This is a genomic window from Pantoea sp. PvP021 (assembly GCF_054056055.1).
In genome coordinates, this window is record NZ_JBSRXX010000007.1 from 177360 (window position 1) to 199141 (window position 21782).

Below are 21782 nucleotides of genomic sequence, written 5' to 3' on the forward strand. Positions count from 1 at the left end.
AATCACAGGAGTCAGAATGGCAAAGCGTATTCAGTTCAGCGCACATGGCGGCCCGGACGTTTTAGAGTGGACAGATTTTGAACCTGCTGACCCGGCCGAACATGAAGTGCAGGTAGAACATCGCGCTATCGGGATTAATTACATCGATACCTATGTTCGCAGCGGGCTTTATCCGGTCGCCGCTTTTCCCTCTGGCCTGGGTACAGAAGCCGCAGGCGTGGTGTCGCGGGTTGGACGTGGCGTGACATTATTTAAGCCCGGCGATCGCGTGGTCTACTGTCTGGCGTCGATGGGGGCCTATAGCGAAGTGCACAACGTGGCGGAAGATCGCCTGATGCATCTCCCGGAGGCGATCAGCTTTGAGCAGGGCGCAGCCAGCTACCTGAAAGGGCTGACCACACAATATCTGCTGCGCCAGACCTATAAAATCAGCGCCGGTGAGACCTTTCTGTTTCATGCCGCAGCGGGCGGCGTCGGGTTAATTGCCTGTCAGTGGGCAAAAGCGCTGGGTGCCCATTTGATTGGCACAGTCGGGTCAGCAGAAAAGGCAGCGATGGCGAAAAAGGCCGGCGCCTGGGCGACGATTAACTACCGCGAAGAGAATATTGCGCAAAGCGTCAGCGAACTGACCGATGGGAAAAAAGTGGGCGTAGTTTATGACTCCGTGGGCAAAGATACCTGGGAAGCATCGCTGGACTCATTGCGCCGTCATGGGCTGATGGTCAGTTTTGGCAATGCTTCGGGTCCGGTGACCGGGATTGATCTCGGCATTCTGAATAAGAAAGGCTCGCTGTTTGTGACCCGCCCTTCACTGTTTGGCTATATCACCAACCGTCAGGAGCTGGAAACCGCCAGTGCCGAGCTTTTCTCGCTGCTGGCGAGCGGCGCAATTAAAGTTGATGTGCCGGAGCAGCAGAAGTTTGCGCTGAAAGAGGCCAGCAAAGCGCACCAGATGCTGGAGAGCCGCGCCACGCAGGGATCCTGTCTCTTAATTCCATAATAGTGAGCAACAAAAAGGGCTTCCCGCGGGAAGCCCTTCTCTTTTTTTTATTTTTTGTTCGCGCTGGTGTAGGGACAGCGGCGATGAATTCGTGTCGAGTCGATGGCACATCGATTTGACGACAGGCATCCTGCCAGAAAACATAAGTAAAAAATATGTTTAATTGCAGATCAGCCCCGACCAATCTCTCACACTGTGATCTTCACCGCATTTAGCGCCAGCCTTTGCGGTCTAACCTGTTGATCTTACGCCGCAGCTTGCGACGTGCTCGCTCATCGCTGTCGCCAAAAAAGGCACGATGCAGCCAGACCGCAATCACCGCCAGCACCAGCCACGGCAACACTTTAATAACAATTGCAAACAGTCCACCGACAAACATCACGATGGTTGCGACCACCAGTGCCGCCAGCACGCCTAACAGCGAAACGCCGGTCAGCAACAGCATCAGGAAAAACCCTAATACGAATAAAATTTCCACGTCAGCGCTCCTTTTTGAGATTGATTGTTATAGCTATTACAAAAAACGTGCCAACAGTTAACTCATTGATTTTATTCTGATAAGAGATAAACAGAAGAGCGCAACCTGGTGAGAAAAACCACATAGTGGCGTAAAAAAACCAGCAAACAGAGCTGGTTTTTTCGGGTTCAGATGAGGCGTCAGGCTGCCTGCGGGATTTTATCGGCGACCAGCGCAAGCGCCGCCTCCAGCACACGGACATCGGCACCGGGTTTGTGGGCATTTTCACTCAGGTGGCGTCGCCACTGGCGGGCGCCCGGAATCCCCTGGAACAGACCCAGCATATGGCGCGTGACATGTCCCAGATACGTCCCCTTCGCCAGTTCCGCTTCAATATAGGGATACATGGCGCGCACCACTTCAACCGGGTTCGCCGCCGGATGCTGACGACCAAACAATGTCTGATCGACCTGCGCCAGAATGCCGGGGTTTTGGTAGGCTTCACGTCCCATCATCACGCCGTCAAGGTGTTGCAGATGGGTCAGTGCCTCTTCCAGCGTTTTCACGCCGCCATTGAGGGCAATGGTCAGTTGCGGAAAATCGCGTTTCAGCTGATAGACGCGGGGATAATCCAGCGGTGGAATCTCGCGGTTCTCTTTCGGGCTGAGGCCGGAGAGCCAGGCTTTACGCGCATGAATGATAAATGTCTCACACTCACCGCGTCCCGCCACCGTGCCAATAAAATCGGTCAGGAATTCATAGCTGTCCAGCTCATCGATACCAATGCGGGTTTTCACAGTGACCGGAATTGAAACCACGTCGCGCATCGCTTTAACGGCATCTGCGACCAGATTCGCCTCGGCCATCAGGCAGGCGCCGAAACGGCCATTCTGCACCCGATCAGAGGGACAGCCGACATTAAGATTCACTTCATCGTAGCCGCGCTGCTCTGCCAGCTTCGCGCACTGCGCCAGTGCCGCCGGATCGCTACCGCCAAGCTGCAACGCGACCGGATGCTCAGCCTCACTGTAAGCCAGGTAATCCCCTTTGCCATGAATGATTGCGCCCGTGGTCACCATTTCGGTGTAGAGCAGCGTGTCACCGGTCAGCTGGCGATGAAAATAGCGACAGTGACGATCGGTCCAGTCGAGCATAGGGGCGATAGAGAAACGTTGCGAAGAGAAATTAGGCATGAAGCGCAGGCAATCCGGTAATTAAGGGGTGATGGAATTCTGTGCAAGGATAACACAAGGGCGGGCGATAGTGCATCGCCCGCCCCCGAACAGTCTGAATAACGCGCTTAGAAGTTAAAGCCCAGCTGCATCATCGCGCCCCAGGTGTTGTTAGCACCTACAGAGCCCGCCAGATCCAGATGTACGGCTTTGTTAAACGGTGACAGACCAAAACCGGCCGTAGCGACATTTTCGTCGTTAGAACGCATGTCCGCACGATAACCTGCACGCAGCTGCAGCCAGTCAAGTACGCGGTATTCCGCGCCCACTGCCGCATACTGGCTGTTATCCTGAGTTTTGAAGCGTTTGGTTTCAGTCAGATCCACATCGCCCGTCACGGTAAACGGACCTTTATCCCAGGCCAGACCGGTGGTGACCAGCGGGCGGATCTGGTAGGTGTCGCGGAAACCATTGACCTCTTTGGTCTGCAGATCGCGTGAAACCAGGTTCTGTCCGGTTACACCCAGCGTCCAGTTTTCAGCAAAGGTGGTCGCCAGACCGGCATCAACGTTAAAGCCGGTGTCGGTGCTGCGATACTGGCTGTTATTGATGTCACTTTTGTCGTAGTTGTAAATACTGGCGGTGTAGTTATAGAGCCAGGTTTTCTGCACTTTCGGTGTAACGCCTACCGATACTGGCTGACCAGCGATGGTGAACTCATGCGCCACCGCAACACCATAATCGGTGACCAGCGCCGCTAAGCCATTCGCGCTGGAGCGCAGGTTATTTTGATCGCCAGGACGAGGAAACGCCCCGTTTTCTATACTGCGCAGGTAGTCAATATCACTCTGTACCACGTTAGCGCGGACGTGCGCTGTACCGTAGGCCTTAGTAATAAAGGCGAAAGGCAGAGTGTCGTTGGGGATGGTAACGGCCACGGCCGCGCCGGCAGAACCGTCTGCTTTGTTACCGCGCAAATCGCTTAGCTTATTTGCCACATCACCTGAGGCCGCGCGCAATTCAGAGTTAGCACGGAAGAAATCTGCTGGTGTGAGGTTACCCAGCACCGTGCGGTAACGGTCCACGGTGTCGGTAATATCATCCACTTTATCTATCAGCTTATCTTTGTCAGTCACCTGAATGCCCGCTGAGGGAAAAATAATGCTGACGCTATCGTCGGGTTTGGCGCGCGTCATTAATGCCGGGTTCGCCAGCACTGCGGAGCCATAAAGAGAAGATGCTACGCCGGTGCCGCCCATGGCGTCATTACGTGCATCATACCAGGTCCCTGCCGCCATGGCGGAAGAAGAAAGGAAAAGCGCGGTCGTTACAGCTGTGTAGATTAGCGCTGAACGTTGAGCGGATTTTTTCACCATTTGCCTGCCATCACCTGAGAAATTGCCATTGAAACATTCAATGACTGAATAGTTTGTTAGCCCTATTGTGAACCCTGGCTAACGCGTTATTGCTGTGAATTCAAAGGAAACAGTGTCTTAATTCAAAGGATTGGACGTTTTCCAATCAAAAAACCGTTGTAATTGTTCAAACTGCATTGGGATATTTCAAATAATGCCAGACTTTTCTTAAGTCTTTCTGAACATTACTTCTTAACTCAGTGAGATGCAAAGCAAAATGCCAACAAATTCCGCTTCAGGTTGATTCGGAATGGATCTGATTTGTCGTCAGATTTGAGATAGAAGACGGCTTAAATTCTGATTCTGCTGCTTTATCAGGCAAATGATGCTGTTTTTCAGACGAAAACCAACCTCAGCGCCGCGAAACTATGTGTGATAAAATAACATCACTTATCCAGCGGAGAATTTTCATGACAAACATGACGTCGCAGCAAATTTTGATTCAGGCCGAAAAGATGTGCCTGCAGCGCGGTGTGCGTCTGACTTCGCAGCGTGCTGAAGTGTTGCGCCTGATGGCCGAGCAGCCTGGCTCGATCAGCGCCTACGATCTGCTGGATCAACTCCGGGTCAGCGAGCCGCAGGCCAAGCCTCCCACGGTTTACCGGGCGCTCGATTTCCTGCTGGAGCAGGGTTTCATTCATCGGGTGGAATCCAACAACAGCTACGTCATGTGTCACCATTTTGAGGCACCAGCACATACATCGGTGATGCTGGTCTGTGACCGCTGTGCCGCCGTTACAGAGAAGCAGGCGCAGGGCGTAGAGAAGATTATTGCTGGTCTGGCAGGTGAAGCGCAGTTTGCATTACGCCACAGCGTGATTGAAGCGCATGGTTTATGTGAAAATTGTGCTGCGGTTGAAGCCTGTACGCACCATGAAAGCTGCGAGCATGACCATCAGGATGAGGGTAAAAAGCGGGGGAAACGCGGGTAATCGGCACATCCTTGTGCGGTTCCGGTGAGGGCCCACCGGAACGCATTCAGCTGATTATCAAGCTATTGTCTGATTACCAGCGGTGATCTTTGTTCTGACCTTCCCAGGCGGTTACTTCGCGCTCGGCTTCATCTTTCGTAGAGCCGTAACGCTCCTGGATTTTGCCGACCAGCTGATCGCGTTTACCTTCGATAACCTGCATATCATCGTCGGTCAGCTTGCCCCATTTCTCTTTCATTTTGCCTTTGAACTGCTTCCAGTTGCCGCTTGCTTCGTCTTTATTCATGGCAGACCTCCAATCCTCGGGTTTTAATGATTATCTTGCTACTTAACAAAATAACGATACAAAGCGCTGGTTAACTGCGCTGCATAGAGTTAATTGTAGTAGCCAATTTATTAACCGTGGAATAATACAGAATAATCCGTATCGGCTTGCGTGCAGCCACTGCTGACTCATGCATCAAACCAGCTGTTCTGACGCCAGTGCTTACGCCAGATGAGCCACAGCGACAGGCCGCGCAGCGCCAGGAAAACCGTGACCGCCAGCCACAGACCATGGTTACCTAACACCGGTACGCTAAGCAGCGTCAGAAAATAGCCTGCTGCGGCAACTACCATGCTGTTACGCATCTCACGCCCGCGCGTCGCTCCGATGAACATGCCATCCAGCAGATAACACCAGACGCCGATCAGCGGCATTATCATCTGCCAGACCAGATAGCGGTCCGCTGTCTGCTGGAGTGACTGAAGAGAGGTCAGCAGGGTAACGATCTGCGGGCCAAAAATGGCATAGATTAGCGAGAAGAATAGCGCCACCACCACCGCCTGCCGACAGGCAGAGTGCCAGACGCGCAGGAGCTTGCTGCCATCTTTTGCACCATGCGCCTCACCCGCAAAAGCTTCAACCGCATAGGCAAAGCCATCCAGCGCGTAAGCCGTAAAAGTGATGAACATCAGTAATACTGCGTTAACCGCCACCACATCCGGACCCAGCCGGGCACCCAGTACGGTCAGCGAGGCGAAGCAGAGCTGCAGCATCAGAGAGCGCAGCATGATGTCCCGGTTCAGTCGCAGCAGCCGGCCGCTGTCACCGCGCCAACTCTGCTTCAACAGGCTAAGCGTAATTCCGCGCAGTTTTAACACCCGCCAGACCATGATGCTGCCGACAACCAGCGTAATGTATTCCGCCAGCGCCGTGGCGGTTGCCGCCCCCGCGACACCCCAGTGCAGCCCCATCACCAGCCAGAGATCGAGCACGATGTTAACCAGGTTGCCCACCACCAGCAGGATCACCGGCGCGCGTGCATACTGCACGCCCAGCAGCCAGCCCAGAATGACCAGGTTTGCCAGCGTGGCAGGCGCACTGAGCCAGCGAATCTGAATAAACAGTGCCGCCTGTTCGAGTACATCGGGATTGCCGCCAACCAGATGGGTCGACAGCTGAATAATCGGATAACGCAAAGCGATGAACAGTACGCCCGCCAGCAGCGCAATGATCAGCGGCTGAGTCAGCGCGCGTGCCAGCGCCATTTTATCGCCAGCGCCAAATGCCTGCGCCGTAAGGCCAGTGGTACTCATTCGAAGGAAAAGCAGCAGCATAAAGAGGAAGCTGGTCACTGTAGTCCCGACCGCAACCCCGCCAAGATAGACAGGGCTGTCGAGATGACCAATTACTGCAGTATCGACCACTCCCAGTAAGGGAACGGTGATATTTGAAAGGATCATCGGCAGCGCAAGCCGCCAGAGATTTTTATCGGTTGCCGTAATAAAGCGCATTCGCCGTTCCGTGCTCAGTGTCGCTGCGCAAAAGAGGCAGCGACAAAATTAGGGCAGACAGAATAGCATCAGAGAAGGCGAATGCACGCTGGCAGAAGAATCAGAGCCACTCGCCGTTGCGCACCACGCCAACAGCCAGACCTTCTATGGTCAGTGACTGCGCACGGGTATCGACGACAATCGGGTCAAAATCGCTGTTTTCCGGCAGCAGATGCACGATAGCACCCTGCTTTTTCCAGCGCTTAACGGTGACTTCATCATCAATGCGGGCAACCACAACCTGGCCGTTACGCACATCCTGGGTTTTATGCACCGCGAGCAGGTCGCCATCCATAATCCCGATATCTTTCATCGACATTCCGCTGACGCGCAGCAGGAAGTCAGCAGACGGCTTAAACAGGCCCGGATCGACCTTGTAGTGGGTTTCGATATGTTCCTGCGCCATGATCGGCTCACCGGCAGCAACCCGGCCAATCAGCGGTAGCCCTTCTGAGGCTTCTTCTTCCATTAACAGTCGAATGCCGCGCGATGCACCGGAAACGATCTCGATGACGCCTTTGCGCGCCAGCGCTTTCAGATGCTCTTCTGCCGCGTTCGGCGAACGGAAGCCCAGCTGCGCGGCGATTTCGGCACGCGTAGGCGGCATGCCCGTTGAAGAAATATGGTCGCGAATCAGGTCATAGACCTGCTGCTGCCTGCTGGTTAATGCTTTCATCCCGCCCCCTGGTTGTTTATACAGTCGCTGTGAGTATATACAGGTATTGGTGAAATGGAAACCGATTGTCAGGGAAAACGCGCCCTCAGACGCGTTATGGAAGGCTTATCGCAAATGTGTCCAGAGCAGCGCGATCCAGACGAAGAGTGCCAGTAAGATGCTGATCAACACCGCCGCCGAGCCCATGTCTTTTGCCCGGCCCGCCAGCGGATGATGCTCCTGACCGATGCGGTCGACCACTGCTTCAATGGCGCTATTGAGGATTTCAACAATGACCACCAGCACCACCGCCCCAATCATGAGGATGCGGGAGACCACATCGACATCCAGCCAGCACGCGATAACAATAGCAGCCAGCGCAGCCAGCGCTTCCTGCCGAAACGCCGCTTCATGTTGCCAGGCGGCACGCAGTCCCTGCCATGAGTAACCTGCAGCTTTTACTATTCTGATAAGTCCGGTGGCATTATTTGCCATGATGTGGGAACCCTTTCATCGGATTGACGTCAATGTCTGGGCTGCGTGCAATTGGCACCACCACAGATCTTCGCTGCGCTTTCTGGTATGCTTGCGGCGCTTTGCTAACAAGAGGCTTCATGTTGTCTATGTCAGGTTGGCGTAAACTCTATTACAAACTGCTTAATTTACCACTGTCGTTTTTGGTAAAAAGTAAGGCCATTCCGGCCGATCCCGTGTCTGAACATGGTCTGGATCCGACCCGACCTATTATGTATGTTTTGCCTTACGATTCGAAGGCCGACTTACTGACTTTACGCGCACAGTGTCTGCGGCATCATCTGCCCGACCCGCTCACTCCGCTGGAGATTGATGGTTCTCTGCTGCCGCGCCATGTCTTTATCCACAATGGCCCTCGCGTCTTCCCCTATTTTGTGCCCAGCGTTGAATCCGTGAAAATTTTTCACGATTACCTGGACCTGCATCGCAATAACCCTAAGCTGGATATTCAGATGCTGCCGGTCACGGTGATGTTTGGCCGCGCACCAGGACGTGAAGTCCAGGGCGAAGCAACGCCACACCTGCGGGTGCTGAACGGGGTGCAGAAGTTTTTTGCGGTGATCTGGCACGGGCGCGACAGTTTTGTCCGCTTCTCGCCGACAGTGTCGCTGCGCCGCATGGCAACTGAACACGGTACGGATCAGTCGATCGCCCAGAAGCTGGCTCGTGTGGCGCGCATTCATTTTGCCCGCCAGCGGCTGGCGGCGATTGGCCCGCGCTTGCCGGCGCGTCAGGATCTGTTTACTCGTCTGCTGCAATCCAAAGCGATTGAAAAAGCAGTAGAAGATGAAGCTCGCAGCAAAAAAATCTCCCATGAGAAAGCGCAGCAGAATGCCGTCGAGATGATGGAGGAGATTGCGGCAAACTTCTCCTATGAAGCCATCCGCGTAACTGACCGCGTGATGGGCTGGCTCTGGAGTCGGCTCTATCAGGGCATCAACGTCAATGGCGGAGAAAAAGTTCGCCAGCTGGCGCAGGATGGCCACGAGATTGTCTATGTGCCGTGCCATCGCAGCCACATGGATTATCTGCTGCTCTCCTATGTGCTCTATCATCAGGGTCTGGTGCCGCCGCACATCGCAGCCGGTATCAATCTCAACTTCTGGCCAGCCGGCCCGATTTTCCGTCGCCTGGGCGCTTTCTTTATTCGTCGTACCTTTAAAGGCAACAAGCTCTACGCCACGGTATTCCGCGAATATCTCGGCGAGCTGTTCACCCGCGGCTATTCGGTTGAGTACTTTGTCGAAGGAGGCCGTTCACGAACCGGTCGCCTGCTGGACCCTAAAACCGGCACCTTAGCCATGACGCTGCAGGCGATGCTGCGCGGCGGAAATCGCCCCATCACGCTGGTGCCGATTTACATCGGCTATGAGCACGTGATGGAAGTGGGCACTTACGCTAAAGAACTGCGCGGCGCGGCGAAAGAGAAAGAGGGCTTCATGCAGATGGTGCGCGGCTTACGCAAGCTGCGCAATCTCGGTCAGGGTTACGTGAACTTTGGCGAACCCCTGCCGCTGGTCAACTATCTCAACAAGCGGGTGCCGGAATGGCGCGATGCCATCGATCCGATTGAGCCGCAGCGTCCCAGTTGGTTAACACCGACCGTCAACGATATTGCTGCCAGCCTGATGGTGCGTATCAATGAAGCGGGCGCGGCTAACGCCATGAACCTCTGTGTCACCGCCCTGCTGGCGTCACGTCAGCGCTCACTAACCCGTGAACAGCTGATTGAACAACTGGAGTGCTACACCCAGTTGCTGCGCAACGTACCTTACTCGCCAAATGCGACCGTACCCGATCTTTCAGCGGAAGCGCTGCTGGATCACGCCATGGGTATGAATAAGTTTGAGAGTGAAAAGGACAGCATTGGCGACATCATCATTCTGCCGCGTGAGCAGGCGGTACTGATGACCTACTATCGCAACAATATTCATCACATGCTGGTGATGCCGTCGCTGATTGCCGCCATTGTTCAGCAACATCAGACGCTGAGCGAAGCAGAACTGCTGCGTCAGGTGAGCCTGATCTACCCAATGCTGAAGAGTGAGCTGTTCCTGCGCTGGCAGACCGATGAACTGCCGCAACTGCTGACCGAACTGAGTCAGGAGCTGGCGCGTCAGGGCCTGATTACGCTCGAAGCCGGCGAATTGCGCTTTTCCTCAGCGCGCTATCGCACACTGCAACTGCTGGCCGCCGGTGTGCGTGAAACACTGCAGCGCTATGCCATTACGTTCTCCATTCTCAGCGCCAAGCCGACGATTAACCGCGGCACGCTGGAGAAAGAGAGCCGGACGCTGGCACAGCGTCTGTCGGTGCTGCACGGTATCAATGCTCCGGAATTCTTCGACAAAGCGGTCTTTACCTCACTGGTCCTGACCCTGCGCGATGAAGGGTATATCAGCGACAGCGGTGATGCCGATGTTGCGCAGACTCTGGCGACCTGGCATATGCTGGCAGACCTGGTCACCAGCGATGTCCGTATGACGATTGAAACCGCTGTGGCGCACGACTGACCCCAACGCGCATAGTAAAAAGGCGACCTCATGAGGTCGCCTTTTTTGTGCCTGAATCCCCTGTCAGAACAGCTGGCTGAACGGCGGAGTATTCATCAGCACACCGAGGAACAGCACCATCCCGACATAGTTATTATTGAGAAAAGCCTGGAAACAGGGTTGCCGCTCGCGTCCGGCGATCAGCTTCTGTTGATAAACAAACAGCGCGGCGGCCAGTAATAGCGTCCAGTAGAAGGCGCTGTTCAGATGCAGCATGAGGCCAACCAGCGCCATCAGTAGCAGCGTCGCCAGTTGCAGCAGACCAATGATCAGCTTGTCGAAACGGCCAAAGAGAATCGCGGTCGACTTCACGCCAATCTTCAGGTCATCATCCCGATCCACCATCGCATACTGAGTGTCATAGGCGACTGTCCAGCAGATGTTGGCGATGAATACCAGCCAGCAGACCAGAGGTAAGGACTCACTAACTGCGGACCATGCCATGGGAATGGCCCAGCCAAAGGCGGCACCCAGCACTACCTGCGGCAGGTGGGTATAGCGCTTCATAAAGGGATAGACCCAGGCCAGCGCCAGCCCTACCACGGAGAGCATAATCGTCATCATGTTCATAGTCAGCACCAGCGCAAAAGCCGCCAGAGCCAGTATCACGAACAGCAGCTTAGCCTCTTTTGCACTCACCGCGCCGCTGGCCAGTGGCCGATGTTTCGTGCGTTCGACATGACCGTCTACTTTGCGATCGGCATAGTCATTGATCACACAACCGGCTGCACGCATCACGATGACCCCGGCAACAAACACCGCCAGCACCGGCAGCGGCGGGATCGCCATGTCAGCCAGCCATAATGCCCAGAGCGTTGGCCACATCAGCAGCAGCGTACCGATAGGCTTATCGATACGCATCAGGCGCGTGTAGGCCCGCCATTTATTTATACTTAAGCTATTTTGCACCACAGGATCCTCAGACCAGATCGCGATAGAGCGGCGATGCCGGTAAAAACAGTTCAGTCAGCAGCAGCGGTTTGCCGGAGAGACGCAGGCGTGAACGTCGTCCCCACAATCCCTCCACCTGCCCCGGCTCAATAAAATCGCGGGTCAGCGTTGAAGAGGAGAAGAGATAGCGACCCAGCGGCCGGGTGCCCAGCTGCTGCAGCATCGCTTCTGGCCCGTTAAGGGTGCTTTCCGGCACCAGCGTACGGCCAGCCAGCCAGGGCTGATCGTCGCCGAACAGCAACACTTCACGCAGCCAGAAGCGTTGATCGTCTGGCAACAAGCCCTTTTCATCACCCAACTCGCTGGCGTCGATAAAGCCTTCACGCAGCGGCTGAACCGTGACCCGCTGACAATGTTGTTCAAAACGGCGCGTCATTGAATCCTCCTCCATCAGCCAGTCGAGCAATGGCGGCGCAAGGGTTGCCTGCGACGGAGAAAGCCAGTTGAGTGCACGTAATAAGCTGAGCGCGTCTTGCGACATAGCACCACTCCCAATAATTTTCAGGACGCTAGTTTAGCGCAGAGACGCGATGCGAACACCTGCCGTCATGACAGACGGCAGGAGGATTACTCGCGTTTCAGGCGGTTGCTGTTTGCCAGCCACAGAGTGATTACCAGAATCAGAATCGCCGCAGAGTAACAGAGCGTATCGAAGGGGTTTTTATGGTCGACGATAATCAGGCGGATAATTGCCGTGATACCGATATAGACAAAATAGCGCAGCGGAAAGTGATATCCCGACTGAAAGTACTTAACAATCAAAGCAATAAATTCGAAGTAGAGGAAATAAATGACAATCCCCTCAATCAACAGATAGGAGGATGACTGCTCGCTGGTGTTAAACAGCACGTTTGCCAGATGGATAGTTTCTTTGCCTAAAAAGACGATCAGGATGATCGCCAGACTCAGCAGACCCAGATTCAGCACCCATTGCAGTACCGTTGCAAGGTGGCGGGCCAAAGGATTTTTGTCACTCATGTTGCGCCTTAAAAAAGGAGTTGTTAGCGCGCGGTATCATGCGCGAGTGTGACGCAAATCACAATAACTCCTCAGGCCTCCACATCAACACAGAGCGCATCATAACGCCAGTATTCACAGTCGCAATCAATCACCTCTTTTTGCTGGTTGCGATTGATGCGGGTGATCAACAAACCAGGGCTGCCCGGTGCCACATTCAGCATGGGTGCGGCGACCTCCGGCAGCGGGCCGGGCAGGATGGTGAAGCGCGCGCCGCCGTAACGAATGCCGTAGCGCTGGTCATAGAGATCGGTCAGTGAGCGGGTCAAATCTTCATCAAGCAGACCTGGAAAAAAACGCGGATTGAGGTAGTGTTCAACATAGAGCACCGCGCGCCCGTCGATGCGCCGCAGGCGGCGGATGCAGTAAACCGACGAACCGGAGGCCAGCCGCAGCGCTGTCGCCACGCTGTCGTGTGCCGCGACCTGTTCGGCGGCGATGACCTCGGTAGCCGCCTGCCGTCCCTGCTCCATTGCCATGGCATGAAAGTGGCTGTGATGCAGCGGGTTATAGATCAGCCGCGGCGGTGCGATAAACCAGCCGCGACGCAGTTCCCGGTAGATCATCCCCTGGGCTTCCAGCTTGCCCAATGCTTCCCGAAGGGTAATCCGGGTCGTGCTGAACGCTTCGCTTAAGGCACGCTCCGCCGGCAGTCGCCCGGCGCTGAACTCTCCGGCCTGAATACGCGTCAGCAGGACGCTGGCGATCGCATCCGCCGTTTTGAGTGCTATCGACTCCACAACAGTAGCCTCATTTTGGTGCGACTCCGCACTCTTACTGTTCAGGTAAACGCGCCTGTGACAGGCGAACGGGTCACATCTTTCATCGCCCATCCCCCGCACAGCGCCGCCCTGTCATAAATCGTTCATATACAGGGGCTACATTGGCTCGGTTCTTGCTGGACTAGACCAGCCAGGCCCATCAACTTACACCCGGAGCAACTGAGATGAAAGCGTTTATCGCCTCTGTAGTAGCCAGTGCTGTAGTGCTCACCCTGCCCGTTGCGCAGGCCGCCGATAACGACCTTGCCGCACTGGAAAAAGCGGCACGCAGTGAAGGCCAGGTCAACAGCGTCGGGATGCCGGATAGCTGGGCTAACTGGAAAGATACCTGGAACGACATCAGCAGCAAATATGGCCTTAAGCACAGCGATACTGATATGTCATCGGCGCAGGAGCTGGCGAAATTCGATGCAGAGAAAGAGAACGCCAGCGCTGACATCGGTGACGTGGGTGCCGCCTTTGGCCCGATCGCTGTCGCTAAAGGTGTGACCCAGCCCTATAAACCCACTCACTGGGATCAGATTCCGGCCTGGGCTAAAGATAAAGATGGCCACTGGGCGCTGGCCTATACCGGCACCATCGCCTTTCTGATCGACAAGCAGCAGGTTAAAGATATCCCCCATAGCTGGGCCGATCTGAAAAAAGGTAAGTATGTGGTTACTATCGGTGACGTCGGCGTGGCAGCTCAGGCGGCTAACGGCGTACTGGCGGCAAACTATGCCTTAGGTGGCGATGAGAAGAACCTGAAACCGGCGCTGGCTTTCTTTGCCGATCTGGCTAAACAGGGTCGTCTTGGCGTTACCGATCCGGTGATTGCCAATATCGAAAAAGGCGAAGTGCAGATGGCGGTGGTGTGGGACTTTAACGCCCTTAACTACCGGGACCAGATCGACAAAAACCGCTACGAAGTGGTGATCCCGTCTGATGGCTCCGTGACCTCCGGCTACACCACCGTCATCAACAAATATGCGAAACACCCTAACGCCGCAAAACTGACGCGCGAATATATCTTCTCAGACCAGGGACAGATCAATCTGGCGAAGGGCTATGCCCGTCCGATTCGTGCCGAGCATCTGACGCTGCCAGCGGACGTTCAGGCTCGCCTGCTGCCGCAATCTGAATATAAAAATGCCCGTCCGGTTAAGGATCAGGCTGCCTGGGATAAATCGTCGAAAATGCTGCCGCGCCTGTGGCAGGAAAACGTCATCATCAACATGCAGCAGTAATTCGCGGCAGGGAGAACGGAATGAAGACCATTCTGGTAGTGCTGGACGGCCTGAGCAATCAGGTCGCACAACATGCAATGGGTTACCTGCATGCCGAATGTTCGCAGGGCAACGGATTTTATTACCGTATGACCTGTGAGTTACCCTCGCTGTCACGCCCGCTTTATGAGTGCATTCTGACCGGTGTTCCGCCGGTCAGAAGCGGCATTATTCATAATGGCGTCAGCCGGTTAAGCCGCGAGCGTAGCATCTTTCACTTTGCGCGATCGGCGGGACTGACGACTGCGGCGGCGGCTTACCACTGGGTGAGTGAGCTTTATAACCGAACGCCGTTCGTTCCGGCGCGCGATCGTCACACTGACGCGCCGGACCTGCCCATTCAGTATGGCCATTTTTATTCTGATGATAGCTATCCCGACTCGCATCTGTTTGAAGATGCAGAGAGCCTGCGGCTGCGTCACGATCCCGATTTTCTGCTAATCCACCCGATGAACATCGACGATGCCGGTCATAAATCGGGCCTCTCCTCACCACAGTACCGCAACCGGGCACGCATCGCCGACGGCCTGCTGTCGCAGTGGATGCCCTTGTGGCTGGCTGAGGGCTATCAGGTGATGGTGACCGCCGATCACGGCATGAATGACGATCGCTCCCACGGCGGTATTCTGCCGGAAGAGACCACGGTGCCGCTGTTTGTCTTTGGCCGGGCTTTCTCGCTGCAGCCTGACCTGGCACCGCAGCAGACCGATCTGTGCGGCACGCTGTGTGAACTGCTTGAGGTGGCGCATGACAAGCCGGTTTGTCGCGGGCTGCTGGCGGAGCCGAAGAGATGAGAGGAAAAGGAGTCGCGCTGCTGCTGCTGTTACCGTTCACCCTGTTCTGGGTCGCCTTTCAGCTGGCACCGCTGTTGTGGATCGCCATTAACAGCTTCTGGAGTGAGATGAACAGCCAGTGGGGCTGGGATAACTATCAGGACATTCTCACCTCGCCCTTCTACCAGCAGGCGTTTCGTTTTTCGCTGGATATCTCACTCTGGTCAAGCGTCTACGGCTTACTGATTGCACTGGTCACCGGCTATTCACTGCATCAGCTCGGCGGCGGGCGACTGCAGCGCTTTCTCATCGCTTTTACCAATATGACCAGCAACTTTGCGGGTGTCCCGCTGGCGTTTGCCTTTGTGATTCTGCTGGGGCTGAACGGCTGCCTGACATTGCTGTTGCGCCATTATGGTCTGGTTGAGAGCTTCAGACTCTTCTCGCGCAACGGCATGGTGCTGGTCTACACCTGGTTCCAGATCCCGCTGGGCGTGCTGCTGCTCTACCCGGCGTTCGACGGGCTGAAAAAAGAGTGGCAGGAGTCCGCTGCGCTGCTGGGTGCCAGCCGCTGGCACTACTGGTGGCATATCGGCCTGCCGATTCTGTTTCCGGCGCTGCTCGGGACCTTTGTGATCCTGCTGGCAAATGCACTGGGCGCTTACGCCACGATTTATGCCCTGACCACGGGTAATTTCAACGTAGTACCGGTGCGTATTGCCGCGCTGGTCTCCGGCGATATCTCGCTGGATCCCAACACCGGTAGTGCGCTGGCGATGCTGCTGGTGGCGATTATGGCGCTGATCACCCTGGTGCAGCAATATCTGGTGCGCCGTAGCTATCTCAATGCGAAACAGCCATGAAAGGAGCCGCCATGTCACGTGCTGAGCACCTCTATCACCGGATAATGGTCGGGTTACTCTTTACCCTGCTGGCACTGCCTTTACTGGCCACACTGCTTTATGCACTGTCGTCCGACTGGAGTAACACCATTCTGCCACAGGGCTATAGCCTGAAGTGGTTCATCCAGCTCTGGAGCGACCCGCGATTTCTGACGGCGCTGAGCCATTCGCTGCTGATTTGCCTGGGTGCGCTGCTGTTCTCGCTGGTGCTGGTGCTGCCTGCCATGTTTGTAATCGCTTACTATTTTCCTCGACTGGATGCGGTGATGAACGTCCTGATCCTGATGCCTTTCGCCGTGCCGCCGGTGGTGTCGTCAGTGGGATTACTGCAACTCTACTCTTCGTCACCGCTGATGCTGACCGGCACGCCGTGGATCTTAATCGGCTGTTATTTCACTATCGCGTTGCCCTTTATCTACCGGGCGCTGGCGAACAATATGCAGGCGATCAACCTCAAAGAGCTGATTGATGCCGCGCAGTTGCTGGGTGCCAGTACCTGGCAGGCGGCGCTGTGGGTCGTGCTGCCCAACCTGCGCAAAGGGATGCTGATTGCCGTGCTGCTCTCTTTCTCCTTCCTGATTGGCGAATTTGTCTTCGCTAACCTGCTGGTCGGCAACCGCTATGAAACCCTGCAGGTTTACCTCTTCAACATGCGTAACGGCAGCGGTCATTTCACCAGCGCGCTGGTGATCTCCTACTTCTTTGTGGTGCTGCTGGTTACCTGGCTGGCCAACGCCCTGAATCCCGAACGAGGCTGAATATGAGTTACCTTGAGGTCAGAGAGCTGAACAAGTCCTATGGACCCACGCCCATTTTTGAGCAGATCGATTTCAGCGCCGCTGAAGGGGAATTTGTCACCCTGCTCGGCCCCAGCGGCTGCGGTAAATCGACGCTGCTGCGTTGTCTGGCGGGATTAACCGGCGTCGACAGCGGTGAAATCAGGCTGGAGGGCAAAGATATCGTGCCGCTGGCCCCGCAGAAGCGCGCCATCGGTATGGTGTTTCAGAGCTATGCGCTGTTTCCCAACATGACGGTAGAGAAGAACGTCGCATTTGGCCTGAAGATGCAGAAACTGCCCGAAGCGCAGATTCGCCAGCGGGTGCTGGAGGTGCTGGAGCTGGTTGAACTCAATGATTATGCACGCCGTTATCCGCACCAGTTGTCAGGCGGGCAGTGTCAGCGCGTGGCACTGGCACGTTCGCTGGTGACGCGTCCGCGTCTGCTGCTGCTGGATGAACCGCTGTCGGCGCTGGATGCGCGTATTCGCCGCCATCTGCGCGATCAAATCCGGCGCATCCAGCGCGAGCTGAATCTCACCACCCTGTTCGTCACCCACGATCAGGAGGAGGCGCTGACGCTATCCGATCGTATCGTGCTGATGAACCGGGGCAAAATCGTGCAGAATGGCGATGCCGAAGCGCTCTATACCCAACCGGTCGATCTCTTCGCCGCCGGATTTATTGGCAACTACAACCTGCTGAGCGCTGAGCAGGCGACGCGACTGACCGGTCAGCCTTTCCACAGCCAGGTGGCCATTCGCCCGGAATCAATGCTGTTCACCGCGCCGGGCCAGGGCATTCCTGCGGAAATCCTCAGCCACAGCCTGCTGGGCAACGTGATCCGCTATCGTATCCGGGCGCATGATGTGGAACTTTCGGTTGATGTGCTTAACCGATCGGCGGCGGATTTGCATCCCGCTGGCAGGAAGATTGGTCTACAATTGGAGATGTCGACTTTGCGCCAGGTGGCTTAAAACACAGGAAAAAATCACGCATAGCACGGCAATCCCCTTCACAGATTGCTCTCTTCCGTCAGGCTGGCAGTCTGTGCTTTAAGCCTGACATTCGAGGAGCGACACCACGTGTTAACCCTGCTTAATTTACTCTCTGCGGTGGCCCTGCTGGTCTGGGGCACGCATATCGTACGAACCGGCATCATGCGGGTCTACGGTGCCGATCTGCGCCGCGTCCTGAGTCGCAGCATAGAAAAAAAACCGATGGCGTTTCTGGCGGGCATTGGCGTGACCACGCTGGTGCAGAGCAGCAACGCCACCACGCTGCTGGTAACCTCTTTTGTGGCGCAGAATCTGGTCAGCCTGACGCCCGCGCTGGTGGTGATTCTTGGCGCGGATGTCGGCACCGCGATTATGGCGCGTATCCTGACGTTTGATCTCTCCTGGCTCTCACCGCTGTTTATCTTCTTTGGCGTGGTGTTCTTCCTCAGCCGCAAGCAGACCCGTGCGGGTCAGTTAGGCCGGGCCAGTATCGGCCTGGGCCTGATATTGCTGGCGCTGCAGCTGATTGTCGAAGCGGCTCGCCCGATTACCCAGGCCGCCGGTGTCCAGGTGCTTTTCTCCAGCCTGACCGGCGACGTGATGCTCGATGCGCTGCTGGGTGCGGTGTTCGCCATCATCAGTTACTCCAGCCTGGCCGCGGTGCTGATCACCGCGACGCTCACCGCCACCGGCGTGATTTCGTTCAAGGTGGCGCTCTGTCTGGTGATTGGTGCCAATCTCGGTAGCGGCCTGCTGGCGATGATCAACGCCAGCGGCTCGAATGCCGCGGGCAAGCGCGTGGCGCTCGGCAGCCTGCTGTTCAAGCTGATCGGCTGCGTGTTCATCCTGCCGTTTGTCGATATTGTGGCGGAGTGGCTGGATAAGCTGCCGGTCAACGATGAAGAGTTAGTGATTTTCTTCCATGTGTTTTACAACCTGATCCGCTGCGTGGCGATGGTGCCGTTTGCTGACCTGATGGCGCGCCTCTGTCGCCGTATGATTGCCGACGATGTGGATAACGCGCTGCACCTCAAGCCGAAGCACCTCGATCGCAGCGCGCTGGATACGCCGGCGCTGGCGCTGGTGAATGCCGCCCGCGAAGCGTTGCGCATGGGTGACGTGCTGGAGCAGATGCTGGAGGCGTTTAATAAGGTGGTGCATGGCGAATCCCGCGAGGAACGCACGGTGCGCAGGCTGGATGATGATGTCGATGTGCTCTATACCGCCATCAAACTCTATCTGGCGCGGATGCCAAAAGAGGATCTCCCCGAAGAGGACTCGCGTCGCTGGGGTGAAATCATTGAAATGTCACTAAATCTGGAGCAGGCCGGGGACATCATTGAGCGGATGAGCGGCGATGTCGCTGACAAGTCACTGGCAGCGGGCCGCGCGTTCTCTGCCGAGGGATTAAAAGAGCTGCAGGAGCTGCATGAGCTGCTGATCGCTAACCTCAGAATGAGTCTGTCGGTGTTTCTGTCACACGATATCACCAGCGCTAAACGTCTGCGTCGCGCTAAACATCGCTTCCGTCTGATGATCCGCCGCTACTCTCATGCGCATGTTGACCGCCTGCACCAGAAGAACGTGCAGAGTATTGAGACCAGTTCGCTGCATCTCGGTTTACTGGGCGACATGAAGCGCCTGAATTCACTGTTTTGTAGTGTGGCCTACACGGTGCTGGAACAGCCCGACGATGAACGTGACTATGAATAAAACTGAGCGGAGTGAATAACCTGCCGCGCCGGAGCGGCGATCGTCCGGCGCGGCAGCAGTGAGATGCGGCGCAGTGCAATAATGCGCCGCCACTGTTACTTCTTCTTAATCGGCTTTCCTGACCAGTAACCCGCCAGCAGTGAACCTGACAGGTTGTGCCAAACCGAGAACAGCGCGCCTGGCAATGCCGCCAGCGGTGAGAAGTAGAGTTTGCCCAGCGTCGCCGCCAGACCGGAATTTTGCATGCCGACCTCAAGCGCCAGGGTACGGCAGGTTGACTCATCGAAGCCAAACAGCTTACCGCCCCAGTAGCCGCCAAGCAGGCCAATCGCGTTATGCAGGATCACCGCCGCGATCACCATCAGACCCACCGATCCAATAAAGGCCTGACTGCCCGCCACCACCGCACTGATGATCAGCAGAATACAGACCATCGAAAACGCAGGCAGCCAGGGTTCCACCCGGCGAACCACGCTGTTCATGCTGTGATGAATGATCAGTCCCAGGGAGATGGGGATCACGACGATCTTCACGATGCTCAGCAGCATGCCAGCCACATCAACCTGAATGTGGGTATCAACATAAAAGCGGGTTAACAGCGGCGTGGCGAATACACCCACCAGCGCAGAGACTGACGAAATGGTCACCGACAGCGCCACATCCCCCTTCGCCAGATAGATCATGACGTTGCTGGCGGTGCCGCTGGCAACTGAGCCGACCAGAATCATACCGGCAGCCAGATCGGGCGGCATATGAAACAGTTTTGCCAGTCCCCAGGCGGCTAACGGCATCACCAGATAGTGCAGAAAGGTTCCGGCAATCACCGGCGCAGGTCGGGTCAGGACCCGTTTAAAATCGTCGATATTCAGGGTCACACCCATGCCGAACATAATCAGCATCAGCAGATAAGTGACCCAGGGTCCGATGCCGAGAAACGTACCTGGAGAGTAATAAGCGGCGACAGACAACAGCACGGCCCAGAGCGGGAACAGGCGGGTTAACGTGGCGAGCATAGCCAGACTTCCTTATAAGAATGTTATGTTTTATGCAGATTTGCCATAGAGAGTCATCATGCAGGAACGACTGCCGTGACGAAGGCGGGATCATAACATTTCATTATCATGGCGTAAGGCGAAGATGGGGCGAGGCGGCAAAATGCGGATCGACTGCTGCCGATCCGCTGCACATCGAAGAAATTACGCTGCTTTTTCCTCTAAACCGCGGTAGATCAAACCACCAATCACGGCACCGATAATCGGCATTAACCAGAACATCCACAGCTGAGAGATCGCCCAGTCACCCTGGAACAGGGCTGCCGCGGTGCTGCGTGCCGGGTTAACCGAGGTATTGGTTACCGGAATGCTGATCAGGTGGATCAGGGTTAACGCCAGGCCGATCGCAATAGGTGCAAAGCCTTTCGGCGCGCGTTCGCTGGTGGCGCCCATAATCACAATCAGGAAGATAGCGGTCATCACCCCTTCGGCGATCATGCCTGCCTGCAGGCTGAAGCCGCCTGGCGAGTGTTCGCCGTAGCCATTCGCCGCAAAGCCGCTGGCCGCTGCACTGAAGTCGCCTTTACCGCTGGCGATCAGATAGAGCACCGCGCCAGCGGCAATGCCGCCTGCCAGTTGCGCGATGATGTAAGGAATGGCCTGAGACGCGGGAAAACGTCCGCCTGCCACTAATCCCAGGGTCACCGCCGGGTTAAAGTGCCCGCCTGAGATGTGACCGACCGCATACGCCATGACCAGCACGCTCAGCCCGAAAGCCAGCGCCACGCCCATGAAGCCAATGCCCAGCTCCGGGAACGCAGCTGACAGCACGGCACTTCCACAACCGCCGGCCACCAGCACGAAGGTACCCAGCGCCTCTGCGACTAACCTTTTCATGATATTTCCTAAATTTGGGTGAATTGATTCAGCGGCGGGATTATAAATCTGCGGAAAGGGAGCGCAATGCAGGTGCACGAAATGCGCAGAGAAAGGGGTTGCCATTTGGCAATAACAGAATGTAACTTTATGTATTAACAGGTTTTATCGGAAGTCGCGTGCCGGGGGAGTAATGAGGGAGATA

The 21782-nt window shown here is 55.9% G+C and carries 22 protein-coding genes; 9 read left to right on the plus strand and 13 right to left on the minus strand.

The features are described from left to right. The first annotated feature begins 16 nt into the window (after positions 1–16). Entirely contained in the window at positions 17–1000 is a 984-nt protein-coding gene (locus ACVKSX_RS17940) for a quinone oxidoreductase (RefSeq protein ID WP_307381191.1), read from the plus strand. 211 nt (positions 1001–1211) lie between these two features. On the opposite strand, the gene pspG is transcribed toward ACVKSX_RS17940, so the two are convergent. From pspG to ACVKSX_RS17955, 3 genes are all read right to left on the minus strand, one after another. After that, the gene (gene pspG / locus ACVKSX_RS17945) at positions 1212–1478 is read right to left on the minus strand and encodes an envelope stress response protein PspG (RefSeq protein ID WP_010252199.1); all 267 of its coding nucleotides are present in this window, start codon (positions 1476–1478) and stop codon (positions 1212–1214) included. 179 nt (positions 1479–1657) lie between these two features. Continuing rightward, positions 1658–2650: a tRNA dihydrouridine(20/20a) synthase DusA gene (gene dusA / locus ACVKSX_RS17950; RefSeq protein ID WP_354439287.1), complete on the minus strand. Its 993-nt coding sequence runs from the start codon at positions 2648–2650 to the stop codon at positions 1658–1660. Between the two features lie 107 nt (positions 2651–2757). Next, a complete protein-coding gene (locus ACVKSX_RS17955; protein ID WP_182504596.1) occupies positions 2758–4005 on the minus strand; it encodes a conjugal transfer protein TraF in 1248 nt (415 codons plus the stop codon). Between the two features lie 449 nt (positions 4006–4454). Between ACVKSX_RS17955 and zur the strand changes: the two genes are divergently transcribed. Beyond that, positions 4455–4976 (plus strand): zinc uptake transcriptional repressor Zur, encoded by a 522-nt coding sequence (gene zur / locus ACVKSX_RS17960; RefSeq protein ID WP_010252202.1) that lies wholly within the window; start codon positions 4455–4457, stop codon positions 4974–4976. Positions 4977–5049: 73 nt separating this feature from the next. On the opposite strand, the gene ACVKSX_RS17965 is transcribed toward zur, so the two are convergent. The 4 genes from ACVKSX_RS17965 to ACVKSX_RS17980 all read right to left on the minus strand — a co-directional run bounded on the left by ACVKSX_RS17965 (position 5050) and on the right by ACVKSX_RS17980 (position 7941). Continuing rightward, positions 5050–5262 (minus strand): CsbD family protein, encoded by a 213-nt coding sequence (locus ACVKSX_RS17965; protein WP_010672212.1) that lies wholly within the window; start codon positions 5260–5262, stop codon positions 5050–5052. A 167-nt stretch (positions 5263–5429) separates the two neighbouring features. Further along, the gene (gene dinF, locus ACVKSX_RS17970; protein WP_010672211.1) at positions 5430–6752 is read right to left on the minus strand and encodes an MATE family efflux transporter DinF; all 1323 of its coding nucleotides are present in this window, start codon (positions 6750–6752) and stop codon (positions 5430–5432) included. Between the two features lie 100 nt (positions 6753–6852). Further along, positions 6853–7467, minus strand: coding sequence for a transcriptional repressor LexA (gene lexA / locus ACVKSX_RS17975; protein WP_010252231.1), 615 nt, complete (start codon positions 7465–7467; stop codon positions 6853–6855). A 105-nt stretch (positions 7468–7572) separates the two neighbouring features. Further along, positions 7573–7941, minus strand: a complete 369-nt coding sequence (locus tag ACVKSX_RS17980; RefSeq protein WP_010252234.1) for a diacylglycerol kinase — start codon at positions 7939–7941, stop codon at positions 7573–7575. 128 nt (positions 7942–8069) lie between these two features. Between ACVKSX_RS17980 and plsB the strand changes: the two genes are divergently transcribed. Further along, on the plus strand, positions 8070–10493 hold the full coding sequence (gene plsB / locus ACVKSX_RS17985; protein WP_010252237.1) for a glycerol-3-phosphate 1-O-acyltransferase PlsB: 2424 nt from the start codon (positions 8070–8072) through the stop codon (positions 10491–10493). 63 nt (positions 10494–10556) lie between these two features. Here plsB and ubiA read toward each other — a convergent pair whose 3' ends face one another. The 4 genes from ubiA to ACVKSX_RS18005 form a co-directional block, all read right to left on the minus strand. Next, a complete protein-coding gene (gene ubiA, locus ACVKSX_RS17990; protein ID WP_022625214.1) occupies positions 10557–11441 on the minus strand; it encodes a 4-hydroxybenzoate octaprenyltransferase in 885 nt (294 codons plus the stop codon). Positions 11442–11451: 10 nt separating this feature from the next. Continuing rightward, positions 11452–11964: a chorismate lyase gene (gene ubiC, locus ACVKSX_RS17995; protein ID WP_010252243.1), complete on the minus strand. Its 513-nt coding sequence runs from the start codon at positions 11962–11964 to the stop codon at positions 11452–11454. Positions 11965–12050: 86 nt separating this feature from the next. Then, positions 12051–12461: a phosphate-starvation-inducible protein PsiE gene (gene psiE / locus ACVKSX_RS18000; protein ID WP_010252246.1), complete on the minus strand. Its 411-nt coding sequence runs from the start codon at positions 12459–12461 to the stop codon at positions 12051–12053. 71 nt (positions 12462–12532) lie between these two features. After that, positions 12533–13240, minus strand: coding sequence for a UTRA domain-containing protein (locus tag ACVKSX_RS18005; RefSeq protein ID WP_022625213.1), 708 nt, complete (start codon positions 13238–13240; stop codon positions 12533–12535). 206 nt (positions 13241–13446) lie between these two features. On the opposite strand from ACVKSX_RS18005, the gene ACVKSX_RS18010 reads away from it, so the two are divergent. The 6 genes from ACVKSX_RS18010 to ACVKSX_RS18035 all read left to right on the plus strand — a co-directional run bounded on the left by ACVKSX_RS18010 (position 13447) and on the right by ACVKSX_RS18035 (position 19709). Continuing rightward, the gene (locus ACVKSX_RS18010) at positions 13447–14508 is read left to right on the plus strand and encodes an ABC transporter substrate-binding protein (RefSeq protein WP_010252250.1); all 1062 of its coding nucleotides are present in this window, start codon (positions 13447–13449) and stop codon (positions 14506–14508) included. A gap of 20 nt (positions 14509–14528) precedes the next feature. Continuing rightward, positions 14529–15341, plus strand: coding sequence for an alkaline phosphatase family protein (locus ACVKSX_RS18015; RefSeq protein WP_061901858.1), 813 nt, complete (start codon positions 14529–14531; stop codon positions 15339–15341). Next, positions 15338–16183: an ABC transporter permease gene (locus ACVKSX_RS18020; RefSeq protein WP_010252254.1), complete on the plus strand. Its 846-nt coding sequence runs from the start codon at positions 15338–15340 to the stop codon at positions 16181–16183. Before ACVKSX_RS18015 ends, ACVKSX_RS18020 begins: the two co-directional genes overlap by 4 nt. A gap of 11 nt (positions 16184–16194) precedes the next feature. Then, the gene (locus ACVKSX_RS18025) at positions 16195–16980 is read left to right on the plus strand and encodes an ABC transporter permease (RefSeq protein WP_010672205.1); all 786 of its coding nucleotides are present in this window, start codon (positions 16195–16197) and stop codon (positions 16978–16980) included. Between the two features lie 2 nt (positions 16981–16982). After that, a complete protein-coding gene (locus tag ACVKSX_RS18030; RefSeq protein WP_010252646.1) occupies positions 16983–17975 on the plus strand; it encodes an ABC transporter ATP-binding protein in 993 nt (330 codons plus the stop codon). A gap of 108 nt (positions 17976–18083) precedes the next feature. Continuing rightward, on the plus strand, positions 18084–19709 hold the full coding sequence (locus ACVKSX_RS18035) for a Na/Pi cotransporter family protein (protein ID WP_010672204.1): 1626 nt from the start codon (positions 18084–18086) through the stop codon (positions 19707–19709). A gap of 95 nt (positions 19710–19804) precedes the next feature. Here the strand turns inward: ACVKSX_RS18035 and panS are convergent, their stop codons facing one another. Beyond that, positions 19805–20722, minus strand: coding sequence for a ketopantoate/pantoate/pantothenate transporter PanS (panS, locus tag ACVKSX_RS18040; protein WP_010252655.1), 918 nt, complete (start codon positions 20720–20722; stop codon positions 19805–19807). 183 nt (positions 20723–20905) lie between these two features. Continuing rightward, positions 20906–21601 (minus strand): aquaporin Z, encoded by a 696-nt coding sequence (gene aqpZ, locus ACVKSX_RS18045; RefSeq protein ID WP_304623069.1) that lies wholly within the window; start codon positions 21599–21601, stop codon positions 20906–20908. Between the last annotated feature and the right edge of the window lie 181 nt (positions 21602–21782).

Bases quoted from the DNA above. Each gene is read 5' to 3' on its own strand.
- ACVKSX_RS17965 (WP_010672212.1), bottom strand. From the start codon at position 5,262: ATGAATAAAGACGAAGCAAGCGGCAACTGGAAGCAGTTCAAAGGCAAA.
- ACVKSX_RS17955 (WP_182504596.1), bottom strand. From the start codon at position 4,005: ATGGTGAAAAAATCCGCTCAACGTTCAGCGCTAATCTACACAGCTGTA.
- ACVKSX_RS18030 (WP_010252646.1), top strand. From the start codon at position 16,983: ATGAGTTACCTTGAGGTCAGAGAGCTGAACAAGTCCTATGGACCCACG.
- lexA (WP_010252231.1), bottom strand. From the start codon at position 7,467: ATGAAAGCATTAACCAGCAGGCAGCAGCAGGTCTATGACCTGATTCGC.
- ACVKSX_RS18020 (WP_010252254.1), top strand. From the start codon at position 15,338: ATGAGAGGAAAAGGAGTCGCGCTGCTGCTGCTGTTACCGTTCACCCTG.
- ubiC (WP_010252243.1), bottom strand. From the start codon at position 11,964: ATGTCGCAAGACGCGCTCAGCTTATTACGTGCACTCAACTGGCTTTCT.
- ACVKSX_RS17940 (WP_307381191.1), top strand. From the start codon at position 17: ATGGCAAAGCGTATTCAGTTCAGCGCACATGGCGGCCCGGACGTTTTA.
- dusA (WP_354439287.1), bottom strand. From the start codon at position 2,650: ATGCCTAATTTCTCTTCGCAACGTTTCTCTATCGCCCCTATGCTCGAC.
- ACVKSX_RS18025 (WP_010672205.1), top strand. From the start codon at position 16,195: ATGTCACGTGCTGAGCACCTCTATCACCGGATAATGGTCGGGTTACTC.
- zur (WP_010252202.1), top strand. From the start codon at position 4,455: ATGACAAACATGACGTCGCAGCAAATTTTGATTCAGGCCGAAAAGATG.
- panS (WP_010252655.1), bottom strand. From the start codon at position 20,722: ATGCTCGCCACGTTAACCCGCCTGTTCCCGCTCTGGGCCGTGCTGTTG.
- ACVKSX_RS18010 (WP_010252250.1), top strand. From the start codon at position 13,447: ATGAAAGCGTTTATCGCCTCTGTAGTAGCCAGTGCTGTAGTGCTCACC.
- psiE (WP_010252246.1), bottom strand. From the start codon at position 12,461: ATGAGTGACAAAAATCCTTTGGCCCGCCACCTTGCAACGGTACTGCAA.
- plsB (WP_010252237.1), top strand. From the start codon at position 8,070: ATGTCAGGTTGGCGTAAACTCTATTACAAACTGCTTAATTTACCACTG.
- ACVKSX_RS17980 (WP_010252234.1), bottom strand. From the start codon at position 7,941: ATGGCAAATAATGCCACCGGACTTATCAGAATAGTAAAAGCTGCAGGT.
- ACVKSX_RS18015 (WP_061901858.1), top strand. From the start codon at position 14,529: ATGAAGACCATTCTGGTAGTGCTGGACGGCCTGAGCAATCAGGTCGCA.
- dinF (WP_010672211.1), bottom strand. From the start codon at position 6,752: ATGCGCTTTATTACGGCAACCGATAAAAATCTCTGGCGGCTTGCGCTG.